This window comes from Streptomyces sp. NPDC024687 (genome assembly GCF_055559055.1).
On sequence record NZ_JBVHLJ010000008.1, the window covers coordinates 261,230 to 286,671 of the forward strand.

The 25,442-nt window shown below is 72.4% G+C and carries 18 protein-coding genes; 9 read left to right on the forward strand and 9 right to left on the reverse strand.

Going from position 1 to position 25,442, the window contains the following annotated elements; genetic code table 11:
* Nucleotides 1-114: 114 nt before the first annotated feature.
* Together ACZ39I_RS30075 and ACZ39I_RS30080 are read right to left on the reverse strand one after the other, a co-directional pair.
* Nucleotides 115-576 carry a hypothetical protein gene (locus tag ACZ39I_RS30075; protein WP_467247883.1) on the reverse strand — a complete coding sequence of 154 codons (462 nt, stop codon included), beginning with the start codon at nucleotides 574-576 and terminating at the stop codon, nucleotides 115-117.
* Nucleotides 576-1,802 carry a molybdopterin-dependent oxidoreductase gene (locus ACZ39I_RS30080; RefSeq protein WP_467247885.1) on the reverse strand — a complete coding sequence of 409 codons (1,227 nt, stop codon included), beginning with the start codon at nucleotides 1,800-1,802 and terminating at the stop codon, nucleotides 576-578. Before ACZ39I_RS30080 ends, ACZ39I_RS30075 begins: the two co-directional genes overlap by 1 nt.
* A 114-nt stretch (nucleotides 1,803-1,916) precedes the next feature.
* Between ACZ39I_RS30080 and ACZ39I_RS30085 the strand changes: the two genes are divergently transcribed.
* A complete protein-coding gene (locus ACZ39I_RS30085) occupies nucleotides 1,917-3,239 on the forward strand; it encodes a hypothetical protein (RefSeq protein WP_467247887.1) in 1,323 nt (440 codons plus the stop codon).
* 24 nt (nucleotides 3,240-3,263) lie between these two features.
* Here ACZ39I_RS30085 and ACZ39I_RS30090 read toward each other — a convergent pair whose 3' ends face one another.
* From ACZ39I_RS30090 to ACZ39I_RS30105, 4 genes are all read right to left on the reverse strand, one after another.
* Nucleotides 3,264-4,400 carry a C40 family peptidase gene (locus ACZ39I_RS30090; RefSeq protein WP_467247888.1) on the reverse strand — a complete coding sequence of 379 codons (1,137 nt, stop codon included), beginning with the start codon at nucleotides 4,398-4,400 and terminating at the stop codon, nucleotides 3,264-3,266.
* A gap of 94 nt (nucleotides 4,401-4,494) precedes the next feature.
* Nucleotides 4,495-5,031 (reverse strand): RNA polymerase sigma factor, encoded by a 537-nt coding sequence (locus ACZ39I_RS30095; protein WP_451476693.1) that lies wholly within the window; start codon nucleotides 5,029-5,031, stop codon nucleotides 4,495-4,497.
* A 47-nt stretch (nucleotides 5,032-5,078) separates the two neighbouring features.
* Entirely contained in the window at nucleotides 5,079-5,744 is a 666-nt protein-coding gene (locus ACZ39I_RS30100) for a M15 family metallopeptidase (protein WP_467247889.1), read from the reverse strand.
* 257 nt (nucleotides 5,745-6,001) lie between these two features.
* On the reverse strand, nucleotides 6,002-9,199 hold the full coding sequence (locus tag ACZ39I_RS30105) for an AfsR/SARP family transcriptional regulator (RefSeq protein ID WP_467247891.1): 3,198 nt from the start codon (nucleotides 9,197-9,199) through the stop codon (nucleotides 6,002-6,004).
* 494 nt (nucleotides 9,200-9,693) lie between these two features.
* On the opposite strand from ACZ39I_RS30105, the gene ACZ39I_RS30110 reads away from it, so the two are divergent.
* The gene (locus ACZ39I_RS30110; protein WP_467247893.1) at nucleotides 9,694-10,734 is read left to right on the forward strand and encodes a lysylphosphatidylglycerol synthase transmembrane domain-containing protein; all 1,041 of its coding nucleotides are present in this window, start codon (nucleotides 9,694-9,696) and stop codon (nucleotides 10,732-10,734) included.
* A 22-nt stretch (nucleotides 10,735-10,756) separates the two neighbouring features.
* Here ACZ39I_RS30110 and ACZ39I_RS30115 read toward each other — a convergent pair whose 3' ends face one another.
* Nucleotides 10,757-11,521, reverse strand: a complete 765-nt coding sequence (locus tag ACZ39I_RS30115) for a sugar isomerase domain-containing protein (RefSeq protein WP_467247895.1) — start codon at nucleotides 11,519-11,521, stop codon at nucleotides 10,757-10,759.
* Between the two features lie 122 nt (nucleotides 11,522-11,643).
* Between ACZ39I_RS30115 and ACZ39I_RS30120 the strand changes: the two genes are divergently transcribed.
* The 6 genes from ACZ39I_RS30120 to ACZ39I_RS30145 all read left to right on the forward strand — a co-directional run bounded on the left by ACZ39I_RS30120 (nucleotide 11,644) and on the right by ACZ39I_RS30145 (nucleotide 20,882).
* Entirely contained in the window at nucleotides 11,644-12,528 is an 885-nt protein-coding gene (locus tag ACZ39I_RS30120) for a MurR/RpiR family transcriptional regulator (RefSeq protein WP_467247897.1), read from the forward strand.
* 110 nt (nucleotides 12,529-12,638) lie between these two features.
* The gene (locus ACZ39I_RS30125) at nucleotides 12,639-16,853 is read left to right on the forward strand and encodes a glycoside hydrolase family 38 N-terminal domain-containing protein (RefSeq protein ID WP_467247898.1); all 4,215 of its coding nucleotides are present in this window, start codon (nucleotides 12,639-12,641) and stop codon (nucleotides 16,851-16,853) included.
* Nucleotides 16,850-17,491 (forward strand): peptidyl-prolyl cis-trans isomerase, encoded by a 642-nt coding sequence (locus ACZ39I_RS30130; RefSeq protein ID WP_467247900.1) that lies wholly within the window; start codon nucleotides 16,850-16,852, stop codon nucleotides 17,489-17,491. The genes ACZ39I_RS30125 and ACZ39I_RS30130 overlap by 4 nt, the downstream gene beginning before the upstream one ends.
* Nucleotides 17,492-17,608: 117 nt before the next feature.
* Nucleotides 17,609-18,979 carry an extracellular solute-binding protein gene (locus tag ACZ39I_RS30135; protein WP_467247901.1) on the forward strand — a complete coding sequence of 457 codons (1,371 nt, stop codon included), beginning with the start codon at nucleotides 17,609-17,611 and terminating at the stop codon, nucleotides 18,977-18,979.
* Nucleotides 18,979-20,001 carry a carbohydrate ABC transporter permease gene (locus tag ACZ39I_RS30140; protein WP_467247902.1) on the forward strand — a complete coding sequence of 341 codons (1,023 nt, stop codon included), beginning with the start codon at nucleotides 18,979-18,981 and terminating at the stop codon, nucleotides 19,999-20,001. The genes ACZ39I_RS30135 and ACZ39I_RS30140 overlap by 1 nt, the downstream gene beginning before the upstream one ends.
* Nucleotides 19,998-20,882, forward strand: coding sequence for a carbohydrate ABC transporter permease (locus tag ACZ39I_RS30145; protein ID WP_467247903.1), 885 nt, complete (start codon nucleotides 19,998-20,000; stop codon nucleotides 20,880-20,882). Before ACZ39I_RS30140 ends, ACZ39I_RS30145 begins: the two co-directional genes overlap by 4 nt.
* Here the strand turns inward: ACZ39I_RS30145 and ACZ39I_RS30150 are convergent.
* The gene (locus ACZ39I_RS30150; RefSeq protein WP_467248082.1) at nucleotides 20,846-23,002 is read right to left on the reverse strand and encodes a glycoside hydrolase family 3 N-terminal domain-containing protein; all 2,157 of its coding nucleotides are present in this window, start codon (nucleotides 23,000-23,002) and stop codon (nucleotides 20,846-20,848) included. The two genes, ACZ39I_RS30145 and ACZ39I_RS30150, sit on opposite strands and share 37 nt — an antisense overlap.
* A 65-nt stretch (nucleotides 23,003-23,067) precedes the next feature.
* Complete coding sequence (locus ACZ39I_RS30155; protein WP_467247905.1) at nucleotides 23,068-24,141, reverse strand: N-acetylglucosamine kinase; 1,074 nt, start codon at nucleotides 24,139-24,141, stop codon at nucleotides 23,068-23,070.
* A gap of 8 nt (nucleotides 24,142-24,149) precedes the next feature.
* Here ACZ39I_RS30155 and ACZ39I_RS30160 point away from each other — a divergent pair, with 8 nt between their 5' ends.
* Entirely contained in the window at nucleotides 24,150-25,421 is a 1,272-nt protein-coding gene (locus ACZ39I_RS30160) for a glycoside hydrolase 5 family protein (protein WP_467247906.1), read from the forward strand.
* Nucleotides 25,422-25,442: the final 21 nt, after the last annotated feature.

A 25,442-nucleotide genomic window follows, 5' to 3' on the forward strand; every position in this document is an offset into this window, starting at 1 on the left:
CCAGGTGCATGTCACCGACGCCCGCGGTGCCGTCGGCAACCCGTTCCCGTGGGCCCGGCTCGGCACCCCCGCCCTGCTGCGGCACGCGGCCCGCACCGGATGGGCGGCGGTGGATCAGTGGACGGCGGGCGGCCGTTCCTTCGTCGCCCTGCGCCGCCGAAGGACCCTCGCCCTGCCCTGCCGTACGACCAGGACCGCCGCCGAACCGCCGAAAAGCACCGCCGTGATCAGCAGCCAGCGGGCCGCGAAGCCGTCCGGGGACAAGCCGCTCGCCGACGCGTAACGGTCCGCGACCTGCCCGCTGATCAGCGGGAACCACACGAGCAGGAGCAGCAGGGAGAGGGCGGCGGGGACCCGCACGTACAGGACGTGCCACCCCGCCGCCCTCACCAGCGCCCGGTCCGCCGCCGCGTACAGCGGCAACAGCACCAGGTCGTGCAGGACGGCCGCCCCGACGAACCACAGCGCGATCCCGAAGAGGTCCCCTGCCAGCAGCCGCACCCCCGCGTACCCCGCGAGGGCGAACGAGCAGATGAGCAGGAGGAGTTGGAGGGGGCTGCCGAGAGGGATCCGCATCACAGGTCTCCGAAGGTCAGCCGCGCCACCCACTTGGTGTTCAGCACACCGGGCGCCGCGGGCACGATGATCCGGGCCGGGTGGCCGTGGTCGGGGGTCAGCTCCGCGCCGTTGACGAACAGGGCGAGCAGGGACCGCGGGTCGGCGACCTGGTTGGCGCGCAGGGCCGCCCGCCGGAAGGCGCCGTGCCGTTGCAGCGACTCCACGAGGACGTCCGGCGCGGCGTCCCCGTACCCGACGAGCGCCGCGAGGTCCCGCAGCCGCACCCCGCGCCACTCCTGGTCGGAGGTCGACCAACCCTCCACACAGGCGATGGGCAACGACGCGCTGTGCGAGGGCAGTTGCAGGAGTTCGGCACGGCTGAGGCGAACAGTGCGGCCGTCGCGTCCCGTGACGACCAGCCGCCAGGCCTCCTCGCCGGTCTCCGCCGGGTCGATCCCCGCGTACGCGGCGGTCTTGTTGATCTGGAAGCCGCCCGGCCCGGAGGCCGGCTCGTCGCCGCCGTGCGGGGTGAGGAGGGCGGTCTCGCGCAGGGCGCCGTCGAAGCTCCGCCCGGCCGTGGTGAGGAACAGCAGAAGCGAACCGCCTGCGACGAACCAGAGCGCCCCGCGCCGCGACACGGTCGGCTCGGCGGGGTTCGGTGACACCAACTCGGTGCGTTCCTCTTTGAGGTGACGCAGGTTGCGCAGGGCGAGCGGCATCTTCAGTACGGCGTGGGCGACGAACGCGGTGAAGAACACCCACGCCCCGTAGAAGTGCAGCGGGTAGAAGGAGCCCGGGAAGACGTAGTCCAGCTGGACGTTGAGCACCCCGGTCACGAACTCGAAGAGCGCACCGCCGACCAGGAGCAGCAGCGAGAGCCGCTCCAGCGCGTGCGTGAGCGAGCGCGCGGGCGGCAGCGTGAACAGCTTCGGCGCCACCGACCACAGCTTTGCCAGCAGGACGGGGATCAGGGTGATGCCGAGGGTGACGTGGACACCCTGGGTCAGCCGGTACAGCCAGTGCGGGTCGGTGGGCCAGGAGAAGAGGTAGAAGCCGAGGATCCCCTTGTCCGGGGTCTTGTCGTTCACCGGCGACAGATCGGGGTTGTAGGCGGCGTACGACAGCAGTCCCGTCACGAACAGCAGCGTGATGCCGCCGAGCAGCACCACCCCGAGGACGGAGGTGAGCCAGGGGCCGCGCAGCGGGCTGCGCCAGAAGGAGGGGGTGAAGGGAGACCGTGCCATGCCCCGACGGTAGGCCCGCGCCACCCCGGGAACGGGTCCGCGAACCATGACGAAACTCTGACGTCGTCGCATGTCAGCCCCACACGGGTGAGCGTGCGGCCTAGCGTCGTCCGCGTGAACCGGGACCTTGTTCGTGACCTGTACGCGGCTGTGTGCGCCGCGCTCCTCGTGCTGACCGCCGTACTGGTCGGCACAGCGATCCAGCACCGGAACGGCTCGTTGCGGGTCGGCTGGCCGCCCCTGCTGGCGAGTTGGGACCCGCACGTCGGCCCCGGCACCCCGGCCGCGGTGGTCGTCGCGGCCGCCGTGGTGGCGTACGGGCCCTCGCTCGCCGCCCGGCTCCCCTGGCGTCCGCTGCTGCTCGCCGTCTGGGGTGCGGGCATGGCCTGGACGTGGTCCCTGGCCCTCGTGGACGGCTGGCAGCGGGGTGTCGCCGAGCAGCTCACCACCAAGAACGAGTACCTCCGGGCCGTCGGCCGCTTCCACGACATCCCGGCGGCCCTGCGGGACTTCACCCGGCACATCCTGATCGGCTCGCCGGACAACTGGGGCGCCCATGTCGCCGGGCATCCGCCGGGCGCCACCCTCACCTTCGTCCTGCTGGACCGGGTCGGGCTGGGCGGCGGGGGCTGGGCGGGAACCTGGTGCATCACCGTCGGCACGACCGCGGCGGTCGCGGTCCTGGTCGCCGTACGCGCCCTTGCCGACGAGTCGCTCGCCCGCCGCGCCGCCCCCTTCCTGGTCCTGGCCCCGGCCGCGGTCTGGGTGGGCACGTCGGCCGACGGGTACTTCGCGGCGGTGGCCGCGTGGGCGGTGGCCCTGCTCGCCCTCGCGGTGCGGGGGGTCCGGCCGGGGCTGAACGGCTTCTGCTCGGGGTTGTTGTTCGGGCTGACCGTCTATCTGTCGTACGGCCTGACGCTGATGGTCGTCGTCGCGGGGGCGGTGGTGTGGCTGGGGTCCTCCCGTCGGCCCGTGTGGTTCGCCCTGGCCGGTTTCGTGGTCGTGCCGGTCGTCTTCACCGCGCTGGGGTTCGCGTGGTGGGAGGGGTATCGGATCCTCGTGACCCGCTACTACCAGGGGGCGGGCGGGGTGCGGCCGTACGGGTACTGGGTGTGGGCGAACCTCGCGTGCACGGTGCTGATCGTGGGGCCGGCGACGGTGGCGGGGGTGCGGCGGGCCGCCGTTCGGCTGCGGCCGGGTGGGGGCTGGTCGCGCAGTTCCCCGCACCCCTTGGCGGTGTTGGTGCTCGCCGCCGCTCTGGCCCTGCTCATCGCGGATCTGTCCGGGATGAGCAAGGCGGAGACCGAGCGGATCTGGTTGCCGTTCGCGGTGTGGCTGTTGCCGGCGTGTGCGTTTCTGACGGGGGTGCGGGGCTGGCTCATCGGGCAGGCGGTGCTCGCACTGCTCCTGAACCATCTGCTGCTCACGGGGTGGTGAGCCGTCACGCCGGCGGCAGCTCGGTCAGCAGGTGGCCACGCCGTCCAGCCAGGCCGGGCCCTTGATGTAGATGTTGGTCAGCCACGAGCCGTCGGTCAGCTTCGACCAGGCGTCGTTGGTGTAGCCGTCGGCCGTGACCTCCTGGGCGTGCTTCTGGCAGACGACGTTGACCGTGGTCGGCTGGGCGAAGTAGTCGACCACACTGGCGTTGACGTTGGGCTCGCTGTGGGTGCGCACCCCGGTGCCCCAGGTCTGGAACGCCTTGCTGCCACCCGACGGCGGCGGGGTGCTGCTGCCGCCGCAGTCCGGGATGCCGGGCAGCCAGGCCGGGCCCTTGATGTAGATGTTGGTCACCCACGAGCCGTCGGCGAGCTTGGCCCAGGCGTCGTTGGTGTAGCCCTCGGCGGTCACGGTCTCCGCGTGCTGCTGGCACTGGACGGACACCTGGGTCGGTCCGGGGAAGGTGTCGACGACGTCGGAGCCCACGCTCGGCGACCGGTGCGTGCGCACGCCGGTGCCCCAGGTCTCGAAGACCGTGCCGCCGTTCGCGGGCGGCGGGACGGGCGTGCCGGAGCCGTTGATCCGGATCGCGCCCGCGTAGTCGCCGCCGGTGCGCACGGACGTGACCCGGATGTGGGTGCCCGACTCGTACGCCTCGACCATCTGGCCGCCGCCCAGGTACATGGCGACATGGTGGATGTGGCCGTTGCCCCAGAACATCAGGTCGCCCGGCAGCAGCGGGGCGGTGCCCTGTCCGGCGGAGAACCGGGCGGTGGCCTGCGAGCTGTGGAACTGGTCGTCGGCCGTGCCGTTGAGCAGGTCCCTGCCGGTCGCCCGGTAGTAGGCGTACCGCATCAGGCCCGAGCAGTCGAAGCCCTTGCGCTCGCCGTCGTGGAGGCTGTCCGGGTCGGAGCCGTCGTAGAAGCCGTAGCTGGCGCCGGGCGTGGCCGCGTGGCCGCCGCCCCAGCTGTACCAGACGCCGATCTGCGAACAGGCCGCGTCGACGGCGGCCTGTGCGGTGGCCGAGGCGCCGGGCGCGAGGACACCGCAGGTGGCGTCCTGGGCGGCGTGGGCCGGGGCGGAGAAGAAGGCGGTGAGCGCCAGTGCCGAGGCGCCCAGGATCGCGCCGCTGGTCCGACGGCGCGTGCTGATGGTCTTCAAGGACTCTTCCTTAGGTCGAGGCGTCGCGGTGACGCGGTGACGAGGCGGAGACACGGGTGGCACACCCCACCCCCGTGAGGGTGTGCCACCCGGGCTAGTTGCGGAGGGCGGCGCGCATCTTGGCGAGGCCGCGCAGGCGGTTGCGCTGGACCGTGCCGCGATGGGCGCCGAGCCGCTCCCCGGCCGTGTCGTGGGTGAGTCCCTCCAGGTCCACGAGGATCACCGCGGCGGCCTCCTTCTCGGAGAGCATGCCGAGCAGCGCGAGCGCCGTGGCGGAGGCCTCGTAGGAGTCGAGTCCGCCGTCCCAGCCGGCCTCCGGCAGCTGGTCCGTGGTGCGTTCGCGGCGGGAGGGGTGCTGCCAGGAGTCGCGCAGCAGGTTGAGGGCGACGGCGCAGGTGTAGGCGTACGGGTGCTGCTGCTGGGTCAGGCTCTGGGAGCGGGCCCGCCGGGAGAGCCGCAGATAGGTCTCCTGGAGCAGGTCGTCGGCGTCGTGCGGATTGCCCGTCAGCGCCAGCAGCCGTCGTCGCAGGCGTGGCATGTCGGCCGTGAAGGACGCGTCGAAGTCCCCCGGGCTCATCCGGTTGTCCGCCTCACGCGGTGGAGGCGGACAGGTGGCGTGGCTGTGGTGCATTTTGTTTCCCCCTTGCGGTGATTCCTGCGGTGTCCCGCTTCCGGTGGTCAGGCCGGAGGGCGGGGCCGGTCGGCGGGGCCGTAGCGGGCGGCGGGTACGCGGCGCAGCAGGGCCCAGTACCGGTCGCCGTACGACCAGTGCCACCACTCGGTCGGGTAGTTGACGAACCCGGTCGCGGAGAGCACCCGCCCCAGCAGGGCCCGGTACTCCCGTGCCTGGGCGCCGATGCCGGGCGCGTCGGTGCGGCAGGCGCCCGCGCTCTCCTCCGGGGTGGCGTTGACCTCCGTGCCGAGCGGCAGTTCGCGGCCCGCGTGGTCGCACAGGGTCAGGTCGACCGCGCCGCCGCTGACGTGCGGGGCGACCTCCGGCGGCGAGATGTACGCGCTAGCAAGTTCACGGATCCGCTCGGGAGCCGCGTCCGGGTGGGCCCGCCGCATGGTCGCCGCGTACTGCTCGAAGTACCGGCGCTGGAGGTCGGGCGGCCGGTACCCCTCCACCACCAGCAGCCGGATCCCCATGGGCAGCAGCCGCTGCGCCCGCACGAGCCGCCGCAGCGCGCCGGCCCTCAGATGGGCGTAGCTGCCCTCGTCGTCGGCCTGCCGGGGATCGAGGAGCAACTGCCCCTCCTCCCGCAGGTCGACGAGCGGTTCCCCGCACTCGTCGTGCGTCACCGCGGCGACCCTGGGGTCCGCGAGCGTGATGATGTCTGTCACGGGAAGAGCGTCTCGGAGTCCTCTGCAAATGCTCTGCAGATCACCTGCAGGCGCCGGAGGGAGGGCCTGCAGCGACAGCGCGGCATGGTCGCCCAGGGCTTCGCGGGCGGTTTCGCGGTTGTGCTGGAGGTCGCGGGCAACAGTGGCGGCGAGGGCGGATTCGCCTGGCAGGAGACGACCGCCTCGACATCCCCTCCACCGTCCGCGACCACCCCCGCGTTTTCGCCACCCTCACCGCCCCCTCACCCACGTCCCGCCTACGCCCGCTCCCGCGCCTCCCGCGCCCCCGACTCCCGGAACACGCGCAGCGCCTCGGCACGGGCCCCCGCGGCCGCGTCCGCCTCCCCGGCGGCCTCCCACACCCGCGCCAGGTCCCACAGCGTCCGCGCCCGCCACAGCGGAAGCCGCAACGCCTCCCACAGCGACAGCGCCCGCTCCAGCGGGTCCCGCGCGCTCCCGGCGTCACCGGCGGCCAGCTGCCACTCCCCCAGCGTCCGCAGCACCAGCGCCTCGCCGAACCGGTCCTGCCGCTCCCGGGCCAGCTCCAGACATCGCCCGAGCCGTTCGCGCGACGCGTCCAGGAGCCCCAGCCGCAGCTCCACCTTGGCCAGCGACTGCTCCGTGTACATCACGCCGAACGTGTCGTGGAGGCCGGCGAAGACCCGCAGCACCTCCCGCAGCAGCCGCTCGGCGTCCCGGTACTGCCCCTGCGCCCGGTGGCACAGGGCGACCGCGCGCAGGACCAGTGCCTCGCCGTGCCGGTCGTCCTTCGCCCGGTACAGCTCCAGGGCCTGGGCGAAGGCCTCGCGGGCGGCGGCGTCGTCACCCTGCTCCCGGTACACGTAGCCGAGGCCGTAGAGCACCCGGGCCAGGTCACCGCGGTCGTCGAGCCGCCCGTACTTTTCCAGCGCCCGGTCGAGCAGCTCCAACGCCTCGGGGTAGCAGGCCTGTTCACGCCGGGCCGTGGCCATGCCGAGCAGGGCCTGGGCCACACCCTGCGCGTCGTCATGGGCCTCGAACAGCCGCAGGGCGTCCCGGAAGTAGGCATACGACTCCTCGAACTCGTCCTGTTCGTAGCGGAGTTGGCCCAGACCGGTGAGCAGCCACGCCTCGCCCTCGCCGTCCCCGCTGCGCCGCACCGCCGCCATGGCCGCGGTATGCGAGCGGGACCAGGCGTCGAACTGGTTGTACAGCGCGACCGAGCTCGCGATCAGCGCCCCGGCGAGGTCCCGGGCGGCCCGGTCCATCCCGTGGTCGGCGCAGTACTCCACCGCCGCCAGCAGACCGGCCTGTTCGGCGGCGAACCAGGCCGCGGGCCGTTCGAGCAGCTCCTCCTCGGCCCGCGGGTCGAGCGGGTCGAGGGGCCGTACGGCGGCCGGTTCGGGGAAGTACCGTGCCGTGCCGCCGGGGCCCCGGGCAGCGGCCTTCTCTGCCAGCCCCAGCCAGCACTCCACGAGGCGCCGCACGGCAGCCGCCCGCTCCTCGGCGCTCTCTTCCGACAGACATCGCTCGCGGGCGTGTTCGCGCGCCAGGTCGTGGATGCGGTAGCGGCCGCGGCCCGTGCCGTCCACGCCGATCACATCGATGAAGTGGCAGTCCACCAGCCGCTCGACGGCCTCCTCGGCCTCCTCCGTGCCGATGTCCAGCAGGGGCGCGGCGATCCAGGCCGCGAAGTCGGGCAGGTCGAGCAGGGCCAGCCGGCGCAGCGCGCGCCGCTGCTGGGGATCGAGGTCGGCGTAACCCAGTTCCAGACTGGTGCGCAACTCCAGGTCTCCGGCGCGCAGTTCGTTGAGCCGCAGCCGCTCGTCCCGCAGGCGGGCGGCGAGCCTGCCGGGCACCCAGTGCGGCCGGGCGGCGAGCCGTGCCCCGGCGATGCGCACGGCGAGCGGCAGCCGCCCGCACAGGGAGACGATCTCGGCGGTCTGTTCCGGCTCCGCGTGCACCCGGTCCGCTCCGGCGACCCGTCCGAGGAGTTCGAGGGCCTCCTCCTCGTCCGGCACGGTCAGATCGAGGTGGGCGGCTCCCTCCAGCGCCACCAGCCGGCGCCGGCTCGTGACGAGCACGGCGGAGCCGGGGCCGGGCGGCAGCAGCGGCCGTACGTGCGCCTCGCCGGCGGCGTTGTCGAGGATCAGCAGGATGCGGCGGTGTCCGGTGTACGTGCGGTACAGCCCCGTCAGTTCCTCGACGGAGCTCGGCAGGGTCTCGAGTCCGGCGCCCATGGCGCGCAGCAGCCGGGCGAGGGCGTCGGCGGGTTGCAGCGGGGCGGTGTCGGCGGCCCGCAGGTCCACGAACAGGCGGCCGTCCGGGAAGAGTTCGGCGGTGCGGTGGCCGACGTGGACGGCGAGGGCGGTCTTGCCGGTTCCGGAGCGCCCGGAGATCACCCCGATCGGCGGGGCGGTACGGCCGAGGTCGTCGACGCGGCCCAGCAGCGAGACGGCCCAGTCGATCTGGTCCGCCCGGCCGACGAAGTCGGCGATGTCCGGGGGGAGATGGGAGGGCGCGGGCCGCGCTTGCGTGGTGCCGGGGCCGGTGCCGCCGGCCGTCGCTGCCGGGTCCGTGGCCCGCTGCCGGGCCCGCGCGGAGCCGTCCGCGTCCTGGGCCGAGGGGCGGGAGCCGGTGTCGTGCGGCGAGGAGGCGGCGTGGGGCGGCCGGGTGCCGGTGCCCTGCCGCGAGGAGGCGCCGCGGGGTTCGGGGCCGGGGCCGAGCAGTGCGGGGTCGTTGGTGAGGACGGACTTGTGCAGCGCCCGCAGTTCCGGCCCGGCGTCGATGCCCAGCTCCTCGCGCAGGACCTCGCGGCCCTCCTGGTAGGTGTGCAGGGCGTCGGAGACCCGTCCGGTGCGGAACAGGGCGGTCATCAGCTGGCCGCGTGGCCGTTCCCGCAGGGGGTGGGCGGCGACGTGCGCGAGCAGGGGGGCGATCGTGCGGTCCGCGCGGCCGAGTTCCAGTTGGAGGCCGAAGGACTCCTCCTGGGCGACCAGCCGCAGTTCGGCGAGCCGGGCCGCCTCGATCCGGGCGAAGGACTGGCCCAGCCCTTCGAGAGCCTCCTGTCCCCGCCACAGCCCCAGCGCCTCGGACAGCAGCTCGGCGGCCTCGCCCGCGCGGCCCCCGGCGGCCTCCGCCCGGGCCGACGTGAGCAGTTCCTCGAAGCGGCGGGCGTCGACCTGGCCGGCGTCGAGGTCGGCGACGTATCCCGGCGGCCGGGTGCGGATCACCTCCGCCTCGCCGACGCGGGCCAGGGCACGGCGTACCGCGGAGACATGGGTGGCGACGAGGGCGCTGGCGGTGGCGGGCGCCTGCTCGTCCCAGACACAGTCCACGAGCCGTTCGGTGGAGAGCACCTCGCCCAGGTGGACCACGAGTGCGGACAGTACCGCCAGGGGTCTGACCCCGCCGAGCGGGGCCCGCCGGTTCCCCTCCCAGACCTCCACCGGACCGAGAAGACGTACCTGGAGCATCGTTCCCCGATCGCCGTACCGCCCGCCCCACGGATGCGTGTTCGACGATATCGACGGGCGGTGTCCGCGGACGACGGGATCGGGGCGGCTCTGGCCGGATCGGGCCAGCCGGTCGCCGTGCCGCGACCCTGATCAGGGCCTCGCACCGGTGTGGGACGGCCGGACTCCGGGCTTCCCCTCCGAATGCCGGTTGGCTGGATTTCGACAGCGGGCAGAGATGGTCCTCAGCTGAGGGACGGCCGGCCGGGGGCGCTCGTATGAGGGCTCTCCGATATTTCTCGCAACGGACTCTCTGCTTCCGGCCGCCGGGGCCGCCGCACCCGACCGCCGGGTCCGCCGCACCCCCTGTCGCCCACCCGCCCGCGCTCCTTCGGCTGCCGGACATTTGAACGTCACGCCGAGTGGGCACGTTTCCCTCGTCCCCTCTGCATCGCCTTGCCTCCGTCATGCCCCCTGTCCCGCACGGGACATGACGCGAAAGGACGACGTGCGCCGTGTCCCTGCTTCCGCTCGAAGGTCCCCCGGGGCCGCTCCCCGCGCCCGCCCCGGTCCCGCTTCCGATCAGCGCCCCGGCTCCCGCTCCCGCCGCCTCCCGCCGCTCCCTGAGCCGCCTCGGCCGCCGTCTGTTCACCGTGCTCCCCCTCCTGCTCATCGGGGTCTGGGCGGTGCTGGACTGGCGTGCCCTGTACGACGGCACCGCGCGGCTGGCCTCGGCGGACCCCGGCTGGCTGCTCGTCGGGTTCTGCTACACCTGCCTGGGCTGGCTCTCCGCCTCCGTCGTACGGCAGGGCGCGCTGCCCGAGCGGCTGCCGTCGGGGCTCCTGGTGGCCTCGCAGTTCGCCGCCGGCGCCGCCAACCACGTCCTGCCGGCGAGCCTCGGCGCCCACGCCGTGACCCTGCGCTTCCTTCGGGGGCAGGGCGTCCCGCTGGCCCGTGCCACCGCCTCGCTCGCCCTGTACACGCTGGTCAGGCCGATCGCCAAGACGCTCGTCCTGATCGGCTTCGTGGTCGCCCTGCCCGGCCTGCTGCGGCTCGGTGATCTGGTCCCGGACCGGCGCATGTTGTTCCTGCCCCTGGTGGCCGCGGGACTCGGACTCGGCGCCACGCTGCTGCTGTTGACCCTCGTCCGCCCGCTGCGCCGCCCGGCGGTCACGTTCGTGCGCACCGCCCTGACCGACGCCCGCCGTCTGCACACCATGCCCAGCCGGGTCCTCGCCCTGTGGGGCGGCGCGGCCGCCGCACCGCTGCTCCAGGCGAGCGTGATCCACGCGGTCGGCGCCTCGCTCGGCGTGACGCTGTCCTGGGCGCAGGTCGCGTTCGCTTACCTCGCAGCGAGCAGCGCGGTCGGGTCCGTGCCCGCGCCCGGCGGCATCGGGCCGGTGGACGCGGCCATGGTCTTCACCCTCGCCGTCTACGGCGTCCCGGTGAGCGTCGGCACCGCCACCCTCATCGGCTACCGCGCCCTGACGGTGTGGCTGCCGCTGCTGCCCGGGGTGCTGTGCATGTCTGCCCTGGTGCACCGAAAGGCCCTGTGAACACCCGGCGGCACCTGAACGCCTAGGTCGCCGTACGCCGAACCCGCCCCGCGTACCGCTTCTCCAACTCCAGGTTGCCCTCGAACCCACCGGGCACGTTGGCCGAGACATACACCGGCGGCCGCTCGCCCGCGGCGAGCAGCAGTCCCGAAGCCTCCGTGACAGCCATCTGCACGAGCATCACGCCGGTCAGGGTGGACAGCGCCCCCACCGCCCCACCTCCGGGCAGCGGCAGCAGCGCGTCCCCGACCGGTGCCGCGTTGTCCAGCACCACGTCCGCCAGGTCCACCAGCTTCTTGCCGCTCGCATGCCCCGCGGGCACCGCCCCCGTATGCGTGAGGGACGTGATCGCGAGGATCTTGTGCCCCCGCGACTTCGCGTGCAGCGCCATCTCCACGATGACGCTGTTGACACCGGAGTTGGAGATGATCACGAAGAGATCCCGGGGCCGGGGAGCGGCGAGCTCGTAGAGGCGCCCGGCCACCCCCGGCTCGCGCTCCAGCAGCGGGTCGTCGAGCACGCTCGGCGCGGCACCGCCGTAGAGGACCAGGTCGGACATCTGGATCCGGTTCGTGGGTACCAGGCCGCCCGCCCGGCCGGCGACCTCCAGGACCATCGCCTGGGAGTGGCCGGTGCCGAAGGCCTGGATCACACCGTCGGCGCGGATGCAGTCGACGATCAGCCCGGCGGCGCGGCGCACGTCCTCGCGGGCGGCCTCGGTGACGCGACGGAGGACCTCCAGGCTCTGCTCGGCGAAGCCCTGGGCGCTGACTGACTCGACGGACACGCGACACTCCCCACTGATGGATTGAACCACCATACAATTATCCATCATTGAATGAACAAACCGCAGCCGTATGGTCCTGGTATTCAATCAACGGCTCCAAGGGTGGCTGTTACCTTCTTTCCATGCCTCCGACCGACGTCACCACACTGATCCGCACCGAGCTGCCCCGGCTGCCCGGATCCCTGCGGAAAGTGGGCGAGCTGATCCTGGAGGATCCGGCCGCCGTCACCCACTGCTCCGCCGCCGAGCTGGGCCGCCGCACCGGGACCTCGCAGGCCACGGTGACCCGGTTCTGCCGCGCCGTCGGACTCGACTCCTACCAGCATCTGCTGATCGAGCTGGCGCAGGAGCGCGGCCGGGGCGAGGTCTCCGACTGGGGTTCGGCCGAGATCGGTCCCGACATCTCCCCGGACGACAGTCTGGAGCGGGTCGTCCAGGTGGTCGGCAGCGCGGATCTGCGCGCGATCCAGCAGACGATCGAGCGCATCGACCTCGACTCCCTGGAACGCGCCGCCCAGGCGGTGGCCAAGGCCCGCCGTATCGATGTGTACGGCGTCGGCGGCAGCGGTGCGGTCGCCCAGGAGACCGAGACCCGGCTGTTCCGTATCGGCTGCCAGGTCCGCGGCTGGACCGAGGTGCACGGCGCGGCCACCTCCGCGGCCCTGCTCACCCCGGCCGACGTGGCCATAGGGATCTCCCACTCGGGCGCCACCCGCGAGACCCTCGAACCCCTCGAGATGGCCAAGGAGCGGGGCGCGACCACCGTCGCCATCACCACCGACCCGCGCTCCCCGCTGGCCAGGGCCGCCGACATCCGGCTCATCTCATCGACCTCGGAGACCAGCTTCCGTACCGGCAGCATCGGCGGCCGGCACTCCGTCCTGATGATCATCGACTGCCTCTACGTCCGGGTCGGCCAGGTCGCCTACCAGCGGGCCAGCGCCTCCCTCGCCCTGACCGACCACATCACCCCGCAGCACGCGGTGAAGGCCCGCCGCACGCGTTGACCGTGGACGATCATGCATGGATGAACCACCGAGATAACACAATGATGGTTGTTTGAATCATCCTCTCGGTGCCAGGATGGGGCTCCCCCGAGTCATCTCGTAGGAGCCCCATGCGCGTCACCTCTGTTGAGTCGACCGAGCTGTTCGTCGGTACCCCCGAGCAACCGCTCCAGGTGGTGTCGGCCGACATCGGGCACCTCCCGGGCCGCTCGGTCCACGTGCGGGTCGAGGGACGCGGCACCGGGGAGACCGTCGTCACCGTCGGCGAGGACGGCACCGTACGCGCCGAGATACCCGTGACCGGCGCCGGCGGACCGATCACGGTCACCGCGACCGACGGGGACGAGACCGCGAGCGGCACCGGGGAGTTCACGGTCGCCGAGCCCGGCTGGACCATGTTCATGGTCAGCCACTTCCACTACGACCCCGTCTGGTGGAACACCCAGGCCGCCTACACCGAGACCTGGGACGTCGTCGACGACCCCGCCGCCACCGGCCTGCCCGCCCGCCCGTTCGGCTACCGCGGCGACTCCGGGATGAGCCTGGTGCGGGCGCACAGCGAGCTGGCCCGGCGCGACCCGGCGTACACCTTCGTGCTCGCCGAGGTCGACTACCTCAAGCCCTACTGGGACGCCTTCCCGGAGGAGCGCGCCTTCCTGCGGGAGCTGATCCGCACCGGGCGCGTCGAGGTCATGGGCGGCACCTACAACGAGCCGAACACCAACCTCACCGGCGCCGAGGCGACCGTACGCAACGCGCTGTACGGCGACGGGTTCCAGCGCGGGATCATGGGGGCGTCCCCGCAGACCGCCTGGCAGCTGGACGCGTTCGGGCACGATCCGCAGTTCCCGGGGCTGATGGCGGATGCGGGGGTGACCTCCAGTTCGTGGGCGCGCGGGCCGCACCACCAGTGGGGGCCCACGATGTCCGTCTTCGGGGAGGAGCCGCGCGATCCCGGGCGGATGCAGTTCCCGGCCGAGTTCGAGTGGATCGCCCCCTCGGGACGCGGGCTGCTGACCGCGTACATGGTCAACCACTACGCCGCCGGCTGGGCGATCGACAGCGCGCCGGACCTGCCCGCAGCGGAGGCCGCCGCCCTCAAGCTGTTCAAGGGACTCAAGAAGGTCGCGCTCACCCGGAACGTGCTGCTGCCGGTCGGCGGGGACTACGCGCCGCCGTGCCGCTGGGTGATGGACATCCACCGGGACTGGAACGCCCGGTACGTGTGGCCGCGGTTCGTCTCCGGCATCCCCCGGGACTTCTTCGCCGCCGTACGCGCCGAACTGGAGACAGAGGGCCGCAAGGCCTCGCCGCAGACGCGGGACATGAACCCGATCTACACCGGCAAGGACGTCTCCTACATCGACACCAAGCAGGCCCAGCGGTACGGCGAGACGCTCCTCGCCGACGCGGAGGCCTGGGCGACCCTCGCCTCCCTCGTCACCGGGCACCCGTATCCGGACGCGGCCCTCGACAAGGCCTGGCGGCAACTGGTCTACGGCGCCCACCACGACGCCGTCACCGGCTCCGAGTCGGACCAGGTGTACATCGATCTCCTCACCGGCTGGCGGGAGTTGGCCGACCTCGCCGAGACCGTGCACGCCGACGCGACGAAGGCGCTGGCCGACCGGGTCGAGCCGGGCACCGGCCCCGACCTGGTGGTCTTCAACTCCGCCACCTGGGAACGGCAGGACGTGCTGACCGTCGACGACCCGGGCCTGGTACCGGTCGGCGACGACTTCCAGCCGCTGTCCGCCGTACGCGAGAAGGACGGCACCCTCCGGGTCGTCGTCCCGCAGGTGCCCGGCATGGGTCTCAAGTCCCTTCCCCTGGCGGCCGGTTCACTCCCCGAGTGGACCTCCGGCGAGGGCACGAGCATCCGCAACGAGTTCTACGAGGTGACGGTCGACCCCGCGCGCGGCGGGACCGTGAGCAGCCTGCGCGCCCTGGCCGAGGGCGGCCGGGAACTGCTGCCCGCCGGTGACCTCGGCAACGAACTGGTCGTCCAGGAGGAATTCCCGAGGCACCCGCGCTTCGGCGAGGGCCCCTGGCACCTCACCCCGACCGGCACGACCGCCGCGCGCAGCCGCGACGTGACCGCCGACATCGAGTTCGAGCACTCCCCGGCCGGGTCCCGGATCACCGTCCGGGCCGACCTCGGCCTGTTCACGTACACGCAGACGCTCACTCTCTGGACGGGCGTCGACCGTCTCGACATCACCACGACGATCGACGGCTACGACGGCGCCGACCGCCTCATCCGGGTCCGCTGGCCCTCCGACGTGCGCGGCGGGCTGCCCGTGCACGAGGTCGCCGACGCGGTGATCGGGCGGGGGTTCGGGTTCGTGGAGGTGGACAGCGAGCGGTTCCCGTGGACGCTGGACAACCCGGCCAACACCTGGTTCGCCCTGGGGTCCACGGCACGGGTGGCCCTGCGGAACGACTCCGGCGCCCTGCTGGGTCAACGGTCCATCGGCGTGGCGGAGTTGGTGTACGCCGACTGGGACGAGGCGGGTGAGCTGGGCACCCCGCTCGCGGCGGCCCTGGTCCGTGCGGGCGTCACCGCGACCTCGACCATCGCGGGCGGCCCCCGCTACGGCGACCTGGAGGTCGACTCCAACCTTCCCGACATCCGGATCGCCGTCGGCGGCCCCGAACGCAACTCCCTGGTCGCCGAGGCGCTCGCCATGGACCCGGCCGCCGGCCGCGAGCTGCGCCGCCAGGTCGCCGAACGGGGCGTGGCGGCGGTATGGGTAGCGCCGCGCGCCTCCCTGCGCGAGGAGTGGGTGCCCGGCGCCGACCTGCGCGACCTGGAGCGGCTGCCGCTGCTGGTGATCGCCGGCGCCGACCATACGGGGGACGCGAAGGCCGTCGACGCGCTGATCGCGGACCTGGAGGACTTCACCGTCACGGCCACGGCGGCGGGCGGCGGCGAGGCGCTCCCGCCCGGTGACGCCTGGGACGGGCGCGGGTTCGCCGTACTGAACCGGGGCACGCCCGGCTGTGTGGTCACCACCTCCGGCGACCTCTACATGTCCTTGATGCGCTCCTGCACCGGCTGGCCGTCCGGCGTCTGGATCGACCCGCCCGGCCGCACGACCCCCGACGGCTCGGGCTTCCAGCTCCAGCGCTGGTCGCACACCTTCGAGTACGCGGTCGTCGCGGGCGAGGGCGACTGGCGGGACCTGCAACTCCCCGCGCGTGGGCATGAGTTCAACCATCCGCTCACGGCCCGGCTGCGCGGCGGGAACGAATCCGCGCTCCTGCCCCGGCAGACCTCCTTGCTGGCGGTGGAGCCGGCCCGCGAGGTGCTCCTCGACGCCTTCAAGCCGCTCGGTTCCCCGCTGGCCAGGGGCAGCGCGGCGCCCGCGGATCCGGGGCGCGGGGTCGTGGTCCGCGTGCACGAGGTGAACGGGCGGCCGGTACGGGCGCGGGTGCGCGGGCCGGTCGCCTGGACCGAGGGCGCCCGGGCGGACGTACTGGAAAGGCCCGGGGAGTCCCTGCTGCCGGACGGCGAGGGCGCACTGGAGGCGGGGCTCACCGGCTTCGAGGTGGCCACCGTCCTGGCCGTACCCCCGTTGGCACCCGAGCCGAGGACCGACCCCGGCGTCGCCGCCCACGAGCCCGCCCAGCCCGTCCACACCCGCTACTGGCTGCACAACTCCGGCCCCGCCCCCCGCGGCAACATGCCGGTGTCCGTCCACCTCTCCCCCACCGCGCTCACCGCGAGCGGCCCCGTCACCACCACCGTCCGGATCAGCTCCGAGCTCACGGACACGGCGGCGAACGGCACGGTGGTCTTCGACGTGCCGCCCGGCTGGTCCGCCGAGCCCCCCGAACTGCCGTACACGCTCGGGCCCGGCGGCTTCTCGCTGGCCGAGGTGACGGTGACACCGCCGCCGGGCGCCGAGTCCGGCCGGCACTGGCTCACGGCCCGGCTGCCGTACGGCGGCCAGACGTACGAGGACGTCGTGGGCCTCGACGTACCAGGCGGACCGCCCCCCGGGCGGGGCCTGGTGTGCGACCTGGCCGCCGACCGGGTCACCGTGCGCGGGGGTGAGCGGGCTCAGGTTCCGGTGAGCCTGCGCAACACCACCCGGGGCCCGGTCGGCGGTCAGCTGTGGGCGGTGTCGCCCTGGGGCACGTGGCGGGGGGTGGGGCCGGGATTGCAGGGCTTCACGGTGCCGGGCGGGGAGCAGCGGGAGTTCGTGATCGAGGTGGACGGTTCGTCGATCCCACCGGGCGCGTACTGGCTCATGGCGAAGGCCGCGTGGAACGGCCAGGTTGCGTACACGAAGGCCATCGCCCTGGAGGTGACTCCGTGACGCCGGAACACGCGGCACTGATAGACGGTGAGCCACTCCCGACAGAGCGGGTGAACGCCTTCCTGGAAGCGCCGGCCGGCCACCACGAACACGCACCCGCCCGACGACAGTCAGAGGCGCCCTCCGTCGCGAGACAACGCCGCCGCTGGGCCACCCAAGTGATCGTCACCGACGAACTCGCCCGAAGGGCCTGCGCCGACCGGGGCCTGAAGGTGCCGGAAGAGGCGTCCCCCGTCTCCGTCCTGGCCGTCGCCGAGACGGACGTGGCAGACCTCGGCAGCATCGTCGCCGCGGCCCTCGCCCACTCTCCCGCCGCCCGCGCCCTCCTCGCCGCTCTGGAAGCCGAACAGACGGTCCCGGAGACGGCGGTACGGGACTACTACGACCGCAACCGGGACCGCTTCCTCACTCCGGAGGCCCTCAGGCAGGGCGAGGACCCCTTCGGTGAGACGACGGCACCGGAGGACCTCCTGCCGTACGACACCGCCCGCGACGGCATCGCACGCGAGTTGCGGAGGGCGGCTGGCAGACGTGCCTTCTTCGGCTGGCTGGACCAGGCGAGGAGCACCGTCGTGTACTCCCACGGGCACGAACACCCCGGCGATCCCTCGCACCCGGACCACGAACACCGGCACTGATCTCGTACGGAACCTAAACGCAACACGGGAACCATTGACCTCCGATGAATTCTGGTCCACATTTTCATCAATCAGAGTCGGAGTTGGTTCATTGAACCAGCCATGGAGGGGCATCACATGAGCGCAAAGAGACTGACCCGCACCCTGACCTGTATCGCCGTTCTGTCACTCGCGGCCACCGGCTGCGGCCTCGGCGGCGGATCCGACAGCGGTGCCGCCACCGCCGGCGGCTGCAAGGTCGACAAGGGAAACGTCGGGTCGGGCAGGCTCACCGGTGAGGTCAAGGGCAGCATCACCTTCCAGACGACCAACCTGAAGAAAGACTTCGGGACCTTCTTCAACGGCGTGATCAAGGACTTCGAGAAGGCCCACCCCGGCACCGAGGTCAAGTGGATCGACGACCCCGGTGACGCCACCTTCAGCCAGCGCACGGTCGCCGACGCCCAGGCCTGCACCCTCCCGGACGTCCTCAACACCGACTCCCCGACCGCGACCTCGCTCACCAAGGCCGGGTACCTGCTCAACCTGGGCGTCAAGGACCCGGACGCCTCGAAGCCGTTCGTGCCGGCCTTCTGGAAGTCCAGCGTGATGAAGGATGCCTCCGGCGCCTCGGTGCACACCGTGCTGCCCTGGTACACCGGCGGCATCGTGCTGACGTACAACACCGATCTGCTGAAGCAGGCGGGCGTCGACCCGGCCAAGCCGCCGACCACGATCTTCGGGCTGTTCGCCGACTACGAGAAGGTCGCCGAGGCGGGCAAGGGCAAGTTCTACGCGACGATGGCCAACCCGGTGTGGCGGATCCCGGCCGACTGGGACCAGATGAACATCAGGACGCTCTCCGCCGACGGCAGGTCCGCCGTCTTCGCCGACGACCCGCGCACGGTCCAGTGGGTCGAATGGATGACCAAGCTGTACAAGGAGGGCGCGATGCCGAAGGACTCGCTGTCCTCAAGCAACGACCCCTCCACCCTCTACAGCCAGGGCAAGGTCGCCTACGGCTCGACCAACCCGAGCTTCGTGCGGTTCGTGAAGCAGAACAGCCCGTCGGTCTACGACAGGACCGCCGTGGGCCAGCAGCCCTTCGACGCGCTCGGCCACACCACCGGCGCCCCGCAGTACATCGCGACCGCGGCGACCAGCAAGAACGCCCCCACGGCCCTGGCGTTCGCGAAGTTCCTCACCGACGCCCGGAACCAGACGGCCTGGTGCAAGGACCCGAACGTGGTGATCTTCCCGACCACCTCGGCCTCGCTGGACGACCCGTTCTTCCAGAAGGTGACCGGTGACGATCCGTTCGCCCAGGCCCGCAAGCTGGTCGCCGAGCAGCTGAAGACGGCGACCGCGTACCAGACCAACATCTCCTCGGCCGTGCAGAACGCCATCGTGGGCCAGGTGCAGCTCGCCATGCAGGGCAAGAAGAGCGCGGCGGACGCGGTCAAGGACGCCCAGGAGAAGGCGAACGAGCTGCTGAAGCAGAGCAGCTGATGGCGGCGACGCACACCACGCAGCCGGTGTCCGCGCCCGGTACGGAGGCGAAGGTCTCCGTACCGGGCCCGGCCCCGTCCCGCGCCCGCCGCCTCGCCAGGGCCGTCCTGCCGGGACCCGCTCCCGGCGCCAACGGGGCTGCCAGGTACCGCCGTTGGTGGCTGCCCTGGCTGTGGACCGCGCCCGCGATCGCCTGCGCGGTGATCTTCGGCGTGTTCCCGTTCCTCAACACGGTCCTGCTGTCGTTCACCGACGCCAAGCCGCTGGGCGGCGCGTCGAGCTTCGTCGGGCTCGCCAACTACACGCGGATGCTGGACGACTCGGACTTCTGGCTCGCGACCCGCAACAGCGTCCTGTACGCCCTGATCGTCGTACCGCTGATGGTGCTGCTGCCCCTGCTCCTCGCCGTGCTGGTGGAGAAGAACCTGCCGGGCATCGGCTTCTTCCGGTCCGCCTTCTACACCCCGGTGCTGGCCTCCAGCGTGGTCGTGGGTCTGAGCTGGCAGTGGCTGCTGGCTGACGACGGACTGGTCAACACCTGGCTGCAGAAGGCCCATCTGATCCGGTCGGCGATCCCCTTCCTCTCCGACTCCTGGCTGATCCTGCTGTCCGCGATGGGCCTGACGCTGTGGAAGGGCCTCGGCTGGTACATGGTGTTCTACCTGGCCGCCCTCGGGAACGTCCCCAAGGAGCTCCACGAGGCGGCCGCCATGGACGGCGCCGGCGCGGCCCGCCGCTTCTGGCACATCACCGTGCCCGGCGTACGGCAGGCCATGATGCTCGTCGGCACCCTCACCGGCATCGGCTCGCTCCGGGTGTTCACCGAGATCTACATGCTCGGCAGTTCCACCGGCGGCCCCGGCGGCGCCGACCGCACCCTGCCCTTCTACATCCGGGACGTCGGCCTGGACCCCCTCACCGGCAACGCCGGCTACGGCTCGGCCGTCAGCGTGGCCCTGTTCCTGCTGACGCTGGGGCTGACCCTGCTGGCGCAGCGCCTGACGAAGGAGGACGAGGCATGACGACGACCGCTGTCGCTCCCAAGCGCCGCCGCCTGACGCCGCGTTGGCGGGACTACGGCCGCCCCCGCGAGCTGATCGTCCGTTATCTGCTGCTGTTCCTGGTCCTCGGCCTCACCGTGGGCCCGCTCCTCTGGCAACTGCTGGCCTCCTTGAAGAGCACCGGCGAGGACGTCTTCGGTTCCAACGCCACCCTGCTCCCCCACCACCCGACCCTGCGGGCCTACCGGACCGTCTTCGACCAGGTGCCGGTCGGCACGTACATCAAGAACAGCCTGATCGTGGTCGCCCTGTCGGTGACGAGTCAGCTGGTGTTCTCCACCACCGCCGGCTACATGCTCTCCAAGCCCGGCTGGAAGGGCCGCAGGGCGGTGTGGGTGGTGTTGATCGCCTCGATGATGTTCCCCTTCGAGTCGATCATGGTCTCGCTGTTCCTGAGCATCCGGGACATGGGCCTGGTCGACAGCCTGGCCGGCGTGTGGCTGCCCGGCTTCGTCGGCGCCATCAACGTCCTCCTCATGCGCGGCGCGTTCCTCGCGGTCCCGCGCGAGATCGAGGACTCGGCCATGCTCGACGGCGCGAACGAGTGGCAGCGCTTCCGGCACCTGTATCTGCCGTCCGCGTGGGGCGCGATCCTGGTGGTCGTCATCAACACCTTCATCAGCGCCTGGGACGACTTCCTGTGGCCGCTGATCGTGCTGCGCTCCGAGAGCAACATGACACTGACGCTGGGGCTTTCGCGCCTGCAGAGCTCGTCGTTCGGCTACGACCAGCGGATGGTCATGGCCGGTTCGGTGATCTCGGTGGTCCCGGTGCTGGTGCTGTTCGTGATCACCCAGCGCTGGTTCTACAAGGGCGTCTCGTCGGGGGCCGTCAAGCTCTGACCCCGGGCTTCGAGCGCCTCCCGGGCGGACGCGGCGACCCTGATCTCGACCGTGCCGCAGAAGCCCTCCAGGGGCAGGGTCACCGTGCGGCGCTCGCCCGGCGCCAGGCTCACCCCCTCGAACGCGCACAGTTCGAGGGTGCGCGGCCAGGTGGGGGTGATCAGCCGGCGCAGATAGACCTGGACGACCGAACGACCGTAGCGCCGACCGGTGTTGGTGACGTCCACCTCGACGGTGAGTCCCCTCGACCGCGGCTCGCCGTACGCGAAGCTCGTGTACGACAGCCCGTGGCCGAAGGAGTACCGCGGCGCGGCGCTCTCGTCGACGTATCCGCCGTACTCGGTGTCCTTGTGGTTGTAGTGGACGGGGAGTTGGGCTGCCGAGCGGGGGACGGAGACCGGCAGGCGGCCCGCCGGTTCGGTGAGTCCGAGCAGCACCTCGGCGATCGCCTCGCCGCCCCAGGGGCCGGGATACCAGGCGGTGAGCAGGGCGGGCGCGGTGTCCGGCAGGACGTGCGGGCGCCCTTGGACCAGCACGACCGCGGTCGGTGTGCCCGTCGCCACCACGGCGTCCAACAGCGCGTACTGGGCGCCTCCCAGCCGCAGCCCGGCGAGGTCGACACCCTCGCCGCAGGTCATCTCGGAGACCGCCGTGCGCGCGGCCCCGTTGGCGTCGAACTCGGTCCCGGGCGTACGGGCGCTGCTGCCGCCCAGTACCAGCACGGCGAGGTCGGACGCGGCGGCCTGGGCGATCGCCGCCGGGATGCCGGAGAGGTCGTCGCCGGTGAGGGCACAGCCCTGGGTGTGACGGATGTCCAGGCCGGGTGGGGCGAGTCTGCGCAGGGCGTCGAGGACGCTGCTGCCGGTGCCGGGAGGCTGAGGGGCCGTGTAGTCGCCCAACTGGTGTGCGGTGGTGGCAGCTTGGGGCCCGAGCACGGCGATCCGTGAGACGTTCCCGCCGATGGGGAGCACACCGTCGTTGCGCAGGAGGGTGACGGCGGCCCGGGCGACCTCCTTGCTGAGCTCGTCCCCGCCGGCCGGCGCGGGGGCCGTCGGGTGCTGTCGCTCGAACAGTCCCAACCGGAACTTCAGGCGCAGGACGCGGGCGACGGCGGCGTCGAGAACGGCCTCCTTGACCAGTCCCCGCTCGACCGCCTCCTCCAAGTGGGTGAAGCCTTCGTCCCAAAGACTCAGGTCCACACCGGAGTTGAGAGCGAGAGCACCTGCGGAGACCTTGTCGCCGGTGATCCGGGCCAGCCGGTCGACGGCAAGGCCGTCCGCCATGACGAGCCCGTCGAAGCCCCACTCCTCGCGCAACAGCCCGGTGAGCAGGGCGCGGTTGCCGGAGCAGGGCATGCCGTCGACCTCGTTGTACGCGGCCATGACGGCGGCGGCACCCGCGCGGACACCGGCCCGGGCGGCGGGCAGGTGGATCTCGTGCAGCTCACGCCAACCCAGCTCGGACTCGGCGGAGTTGCGGCCGCCGACGGTGGCACCCTGCCCGGCGAAGTGTTTGAGGACGACGGGCGCCTTGTCGGCGGCGAAGAGGCCCTCCGGGGAGCTGCCCTGCATTCCCTGCATGCCCCGGACCAGCGCCTGCGTCAGCCGGGCCGCGAGGTACGGGTCCTCGCCGAAGCACTCCTCCGTGCGGCCCCAGCGCGGGTCGCGGGAGATGTCCAGCGCCGAGACGAGGGCCACGTGACCACCACGGGCGCGCAGTTCGGCGGCGGCGTGGGCGGCGGCACGCTCGTACAGGGCGGGGTCCCAGGTGGCTCCGATCGCCAGGTTGACCGGGAGGACCGTGCCGTCGAGGGCCATGAGACCGTGCGGGACCTCCTCGACGAACAGCGCGGGGATGCCGAGCCGGCTCCGGGCCACGACATGCCGCTGCACCAGCTCGGCGAGGGCGGCCCCGTCCCGCGCGCCGGGTCCGCTCCCGTGATCCACGCCGGACCAGGCGTCGGCACGCTGGAGGCCGTACAGGGCGCCGAGTCCCTCGAAGCGGTCGGTCTCGGCGTGCAGGGCCTCGGTGAGTTCGAAGCCGCCGTCGGGGGTGCGGCGGTAGGCGTCCCAGCCGTACATCCGCTGGTTGAGCTGACCTGCCTTCTCGCGCAGGGTCATCCGGGACAGGAGGTCCTGGACGCGGGCGTCGAGGGGGGCGGCGGGGTCGCGGTACACGGCATCGCTCACGACAGGTGCGCCAGCCGTGCGAGGGCGACCGCGCCGGGGCAGCCGTCGGCCACCCAGTCCAGGGTCAGGCCGTGCGCCTGGAGCCGTTCGGCCAGCGGGGTGGTGAGCGGCCCCTCGGGACCGAGGAGCCCGCCGGTGGCAACGATCCGCTCACCGGGGCGGGGGTCCAGCGCCCGTACGGACTCCAGCAGGTGGTCCGCCGCCTCGCTCAGGATGGTCTCGGCCACGGCGTCCTTCTCGGCGGCCGCCTCGGCGACCAGCGGGGCGAAACGGGCCAGCCGGATCGGCGGATCGGCCAGGACGGCGGGCAGCAGATGGCGGCGGAAGTCCTCACGCCGGGCGCGTTCCCAGCCGGGGACGCCGGTGGGGTGGGCCGCGGCACCGCTCGGCAGGACGGTGCCGCCACGGTCGTAGGAAGGGATTCCGCCCTTCGGGAGGACGTCGACCGGCAGGTCCAGGGCGTGGCCGAGCCAGCCCGCGAGGACCGTCGGACGGCCGCGGCCGTCGGCCATGCGCAGGGCGGCGCGGACCGCGCTGCGGCCGATCCAGAAGCCGCTGCCCTCGTCGCCGAGGAGCCAGCCGTCGCCGTCCACGGTGGTCGTGGCATGCCAGCCGGTGATGCGCATGGCGACCGCGCCCGTGCCCGCGACCAGGGCGAGGCCCTCGGAGGGGGTGCCGGGGGCGGCGGCGAAGGCGGCCTCGATGTCGCTGCAGACACCGACCCGACCGGTCGGGACGGCGAGGCGGCGCAGGGCCTCGGTGAGGGCGGCGCGGGCCCTGCCGGTGCCGGGGTCGTCCTCGGCGGCCGCCGTGGCGCCCGCGAAACCGCCGGTCACGGCCACCACCCGGGGGCGCAGTTTCTCGGGCACCACCCGGGCGAGTGTCTCGGTGAGGTGGTCGGTGAGCTGCGGGGCCGGGACTGTCATGGCGTTGCCCGGTCCGCCGGTGCTCTCGCCCAGCACCCGGCCGTCGTCGGCGGCGGCGAGCACCGCACGGGTGCGGGTGCCGCCGGCGTCGAGGCCGACGACCAATTCACCGACGACCAACTCTTGGTTCAAATCATTACCCATCGATGACTATGGTGATTGATACATTCGCGCAGGACAAGGCCCGGCCCGAGGAGGATCCCATTCCCACGCTCCGCTTCGGCGTCAACTACACGCCCCGCCACGGCTGGTTCCACGCCTGGCACGACTTCGATCCGGTCCGCACCCGCGAGGATCTGGACCACATAGCGGGGCTCGGCCTCGATCACGTCCGGGTCTTCCACCTCTGGCCGCTCCTGCAGCCCAACCGCACGCTGATCCGCACCGCCGCCGTGGACCAGCTGGCCCAGCTGGTCGACCTGGCCGCCGAGGCGGGCCTCGACGTGCTGGTGGACGGCGTGCAGGGTCATCTGTCGAGCTTCGACTTCTACCCGGAGTGGACCCGCAGCTGGCACCACCGCAACGTCTTCACCGACCCGGAGGCGATCGACGCCCAGGCGGACCTGCTCCGCACCCTCGGCCGCGCCCTCGCCGACCGCCCGAACCTCATCGGCCTCCAGCTGGGCAACGAGCTCAACAACCTCGTCGAGCACAACCCGGTGACCGCGGCCGAGGTCGACCACTACCTGGACTCCCTGCTGGCGGCCGCCCGGGAGGGCCTCGGCACGGCCGGCGGCCTGGTCACGCACTCCGCGTACGACGCGGCCTGGTACGGCGACGACCATCCCTTCACCCCTGAGGCCTCGGCCCGCAAGGGGGACGTCACCACCGTCCACCCCTGGGTCTTCTCCGGCGGCTGCGCGAGCCGCTACGGCCCCCGCTCCCCCCAGGTCCTGCACCTCGCCGAGTACGGCACGGAACTCGCCAAGGCCTACGCCGAGGACCCGTCCCGCCCGGTCTGGATCCAGGAGACGGGCGCCCCCGAACCCCACATCCCGGCCGCCGACGCCCCGCACTTCGCCCGCGAGACGATCCTGAACGCCTCGGGGTGCGCGGGCCTGTGGGGCGTGACCTGGTGGTGCTCCCACGACGTGGACCGCTCACTGTCGGACTTCCCGGAACTGGAGTACACGCTGGGGCTCTTCGACTCGGAGGGACGACCCAAGCCGATCGCGGAGGCGGTGGCGGCGACGATCGCCGAACTGCGCGCTGGATCACTGTCGGCTGAGCCACGCGAAACGGCCCTGGTCCTGGACTGCACACCGTCCACGCGATCGGTGTCGGGACCGGGCGGGGCGTACTTCGAGGAGTGGATGCGGTTGCGCCAGCAGGGGGTGCGTCCTGCGGTGGTACTGGCGGAACGGGCGGAGGACGAGGCCTACCTGTCGGCAAGAGGAGTCAAGGAGCTCATACAGTTTCCGTGAAGGTGAGCGCCCTTAAGGGGC

Excerpts from the sequence above, each read along its gene's own strand:
- ACZ39I_RS30135 (WP_467247901.1), top strand. The coding sequence starts at position 17,609 with ATGAGCGCAAAGAGACTGACCCGCACCCTGACCTGTATCGCCGTTCTG.
- ACZ39I_RS30105 (WP_467247891.1), bottom strand. The coding sequence starts at position 9,199 with ATGCTCCAGGTACGTCTTCTCGGTCCGGTGGAGGTCTGGGAGGGGAAC.
- ACZ39I_RS30145 (WP_467247903.1), top strand. The coding sequence starts at position 19,998 with ATGACGACGACCGCTGTCGCTCCCAAGCGCCGCCGCCTGACGCCGCGT.
- ACZ39I_RS30160 (WP_467247906.1), top strand. The coding sequence starts at position 24,150 with ATGGTGATTGATACATTCGCGCAGGACAAGGCCCGGCCCGAGGAGGAT.
- ACZ39I_RS30140 (WP_467247902.1), top strand. The coding sequence starts at position 18,979 with ATGGCGGCGACGCACACCACGCAGCCGGTGTCCGCGCCCGGTACGGAG.
- ACZ39I_RS30080 (WP_467247885.1), bottom strand. The coding sequence starts at position 1,802 with ATGGCACGGTCTCCCTTCACCCCCTCCTTCTGGCGCAGCCCGCTGCGC.
- ACZ39I_RS30155 (WP_467247905.1), bottom strand. The coding sequence starts at position 24,141 with ATGGGTAATGATTTGAACCAAGAGTTGGTCGTCGGTGAATTGGTCGTC.
- ACZ39I_RS30150 (WP_467248082.1), bottom strand. The coding sequence starts at position 23,002 with ATGACCCTGCGCGAGAAGGCAGGTCAGCTCAACCAGCGGATGTACGGC.
- ACZ39I_RS30120 (WP_467247897.1), top strand. The coding sequence starts at position 11,644 with ATGCCTCCGACCGACGTCACCACACTGATCCGCACCGAGCTGCCCCGG.
- ACZ39I_RS30125 (WP_467247898.1), top strand. The coding sequence starts at position 12,639 with ATGCGCGTCACCTCTGTTGAGTCGACCGAGCTGTTCGTCGGTACCCCC.
- ACZ39I_RS30095 (WP_451476693.1), bottom strand. The coding sequence starts at position 5,031 with ATGCACCACAGCCACGCCACCTGTCCGCCTCCACCGCGTGAGGCGGAC.
- ACZ39I_RS30075 (WP_467247883.1), bottom strand. The coding sequence starts at position 576 with ATGCGGATCCCTCTCGGCAGCCCCCTCCAACTCCTCCTGCTCATCTGC.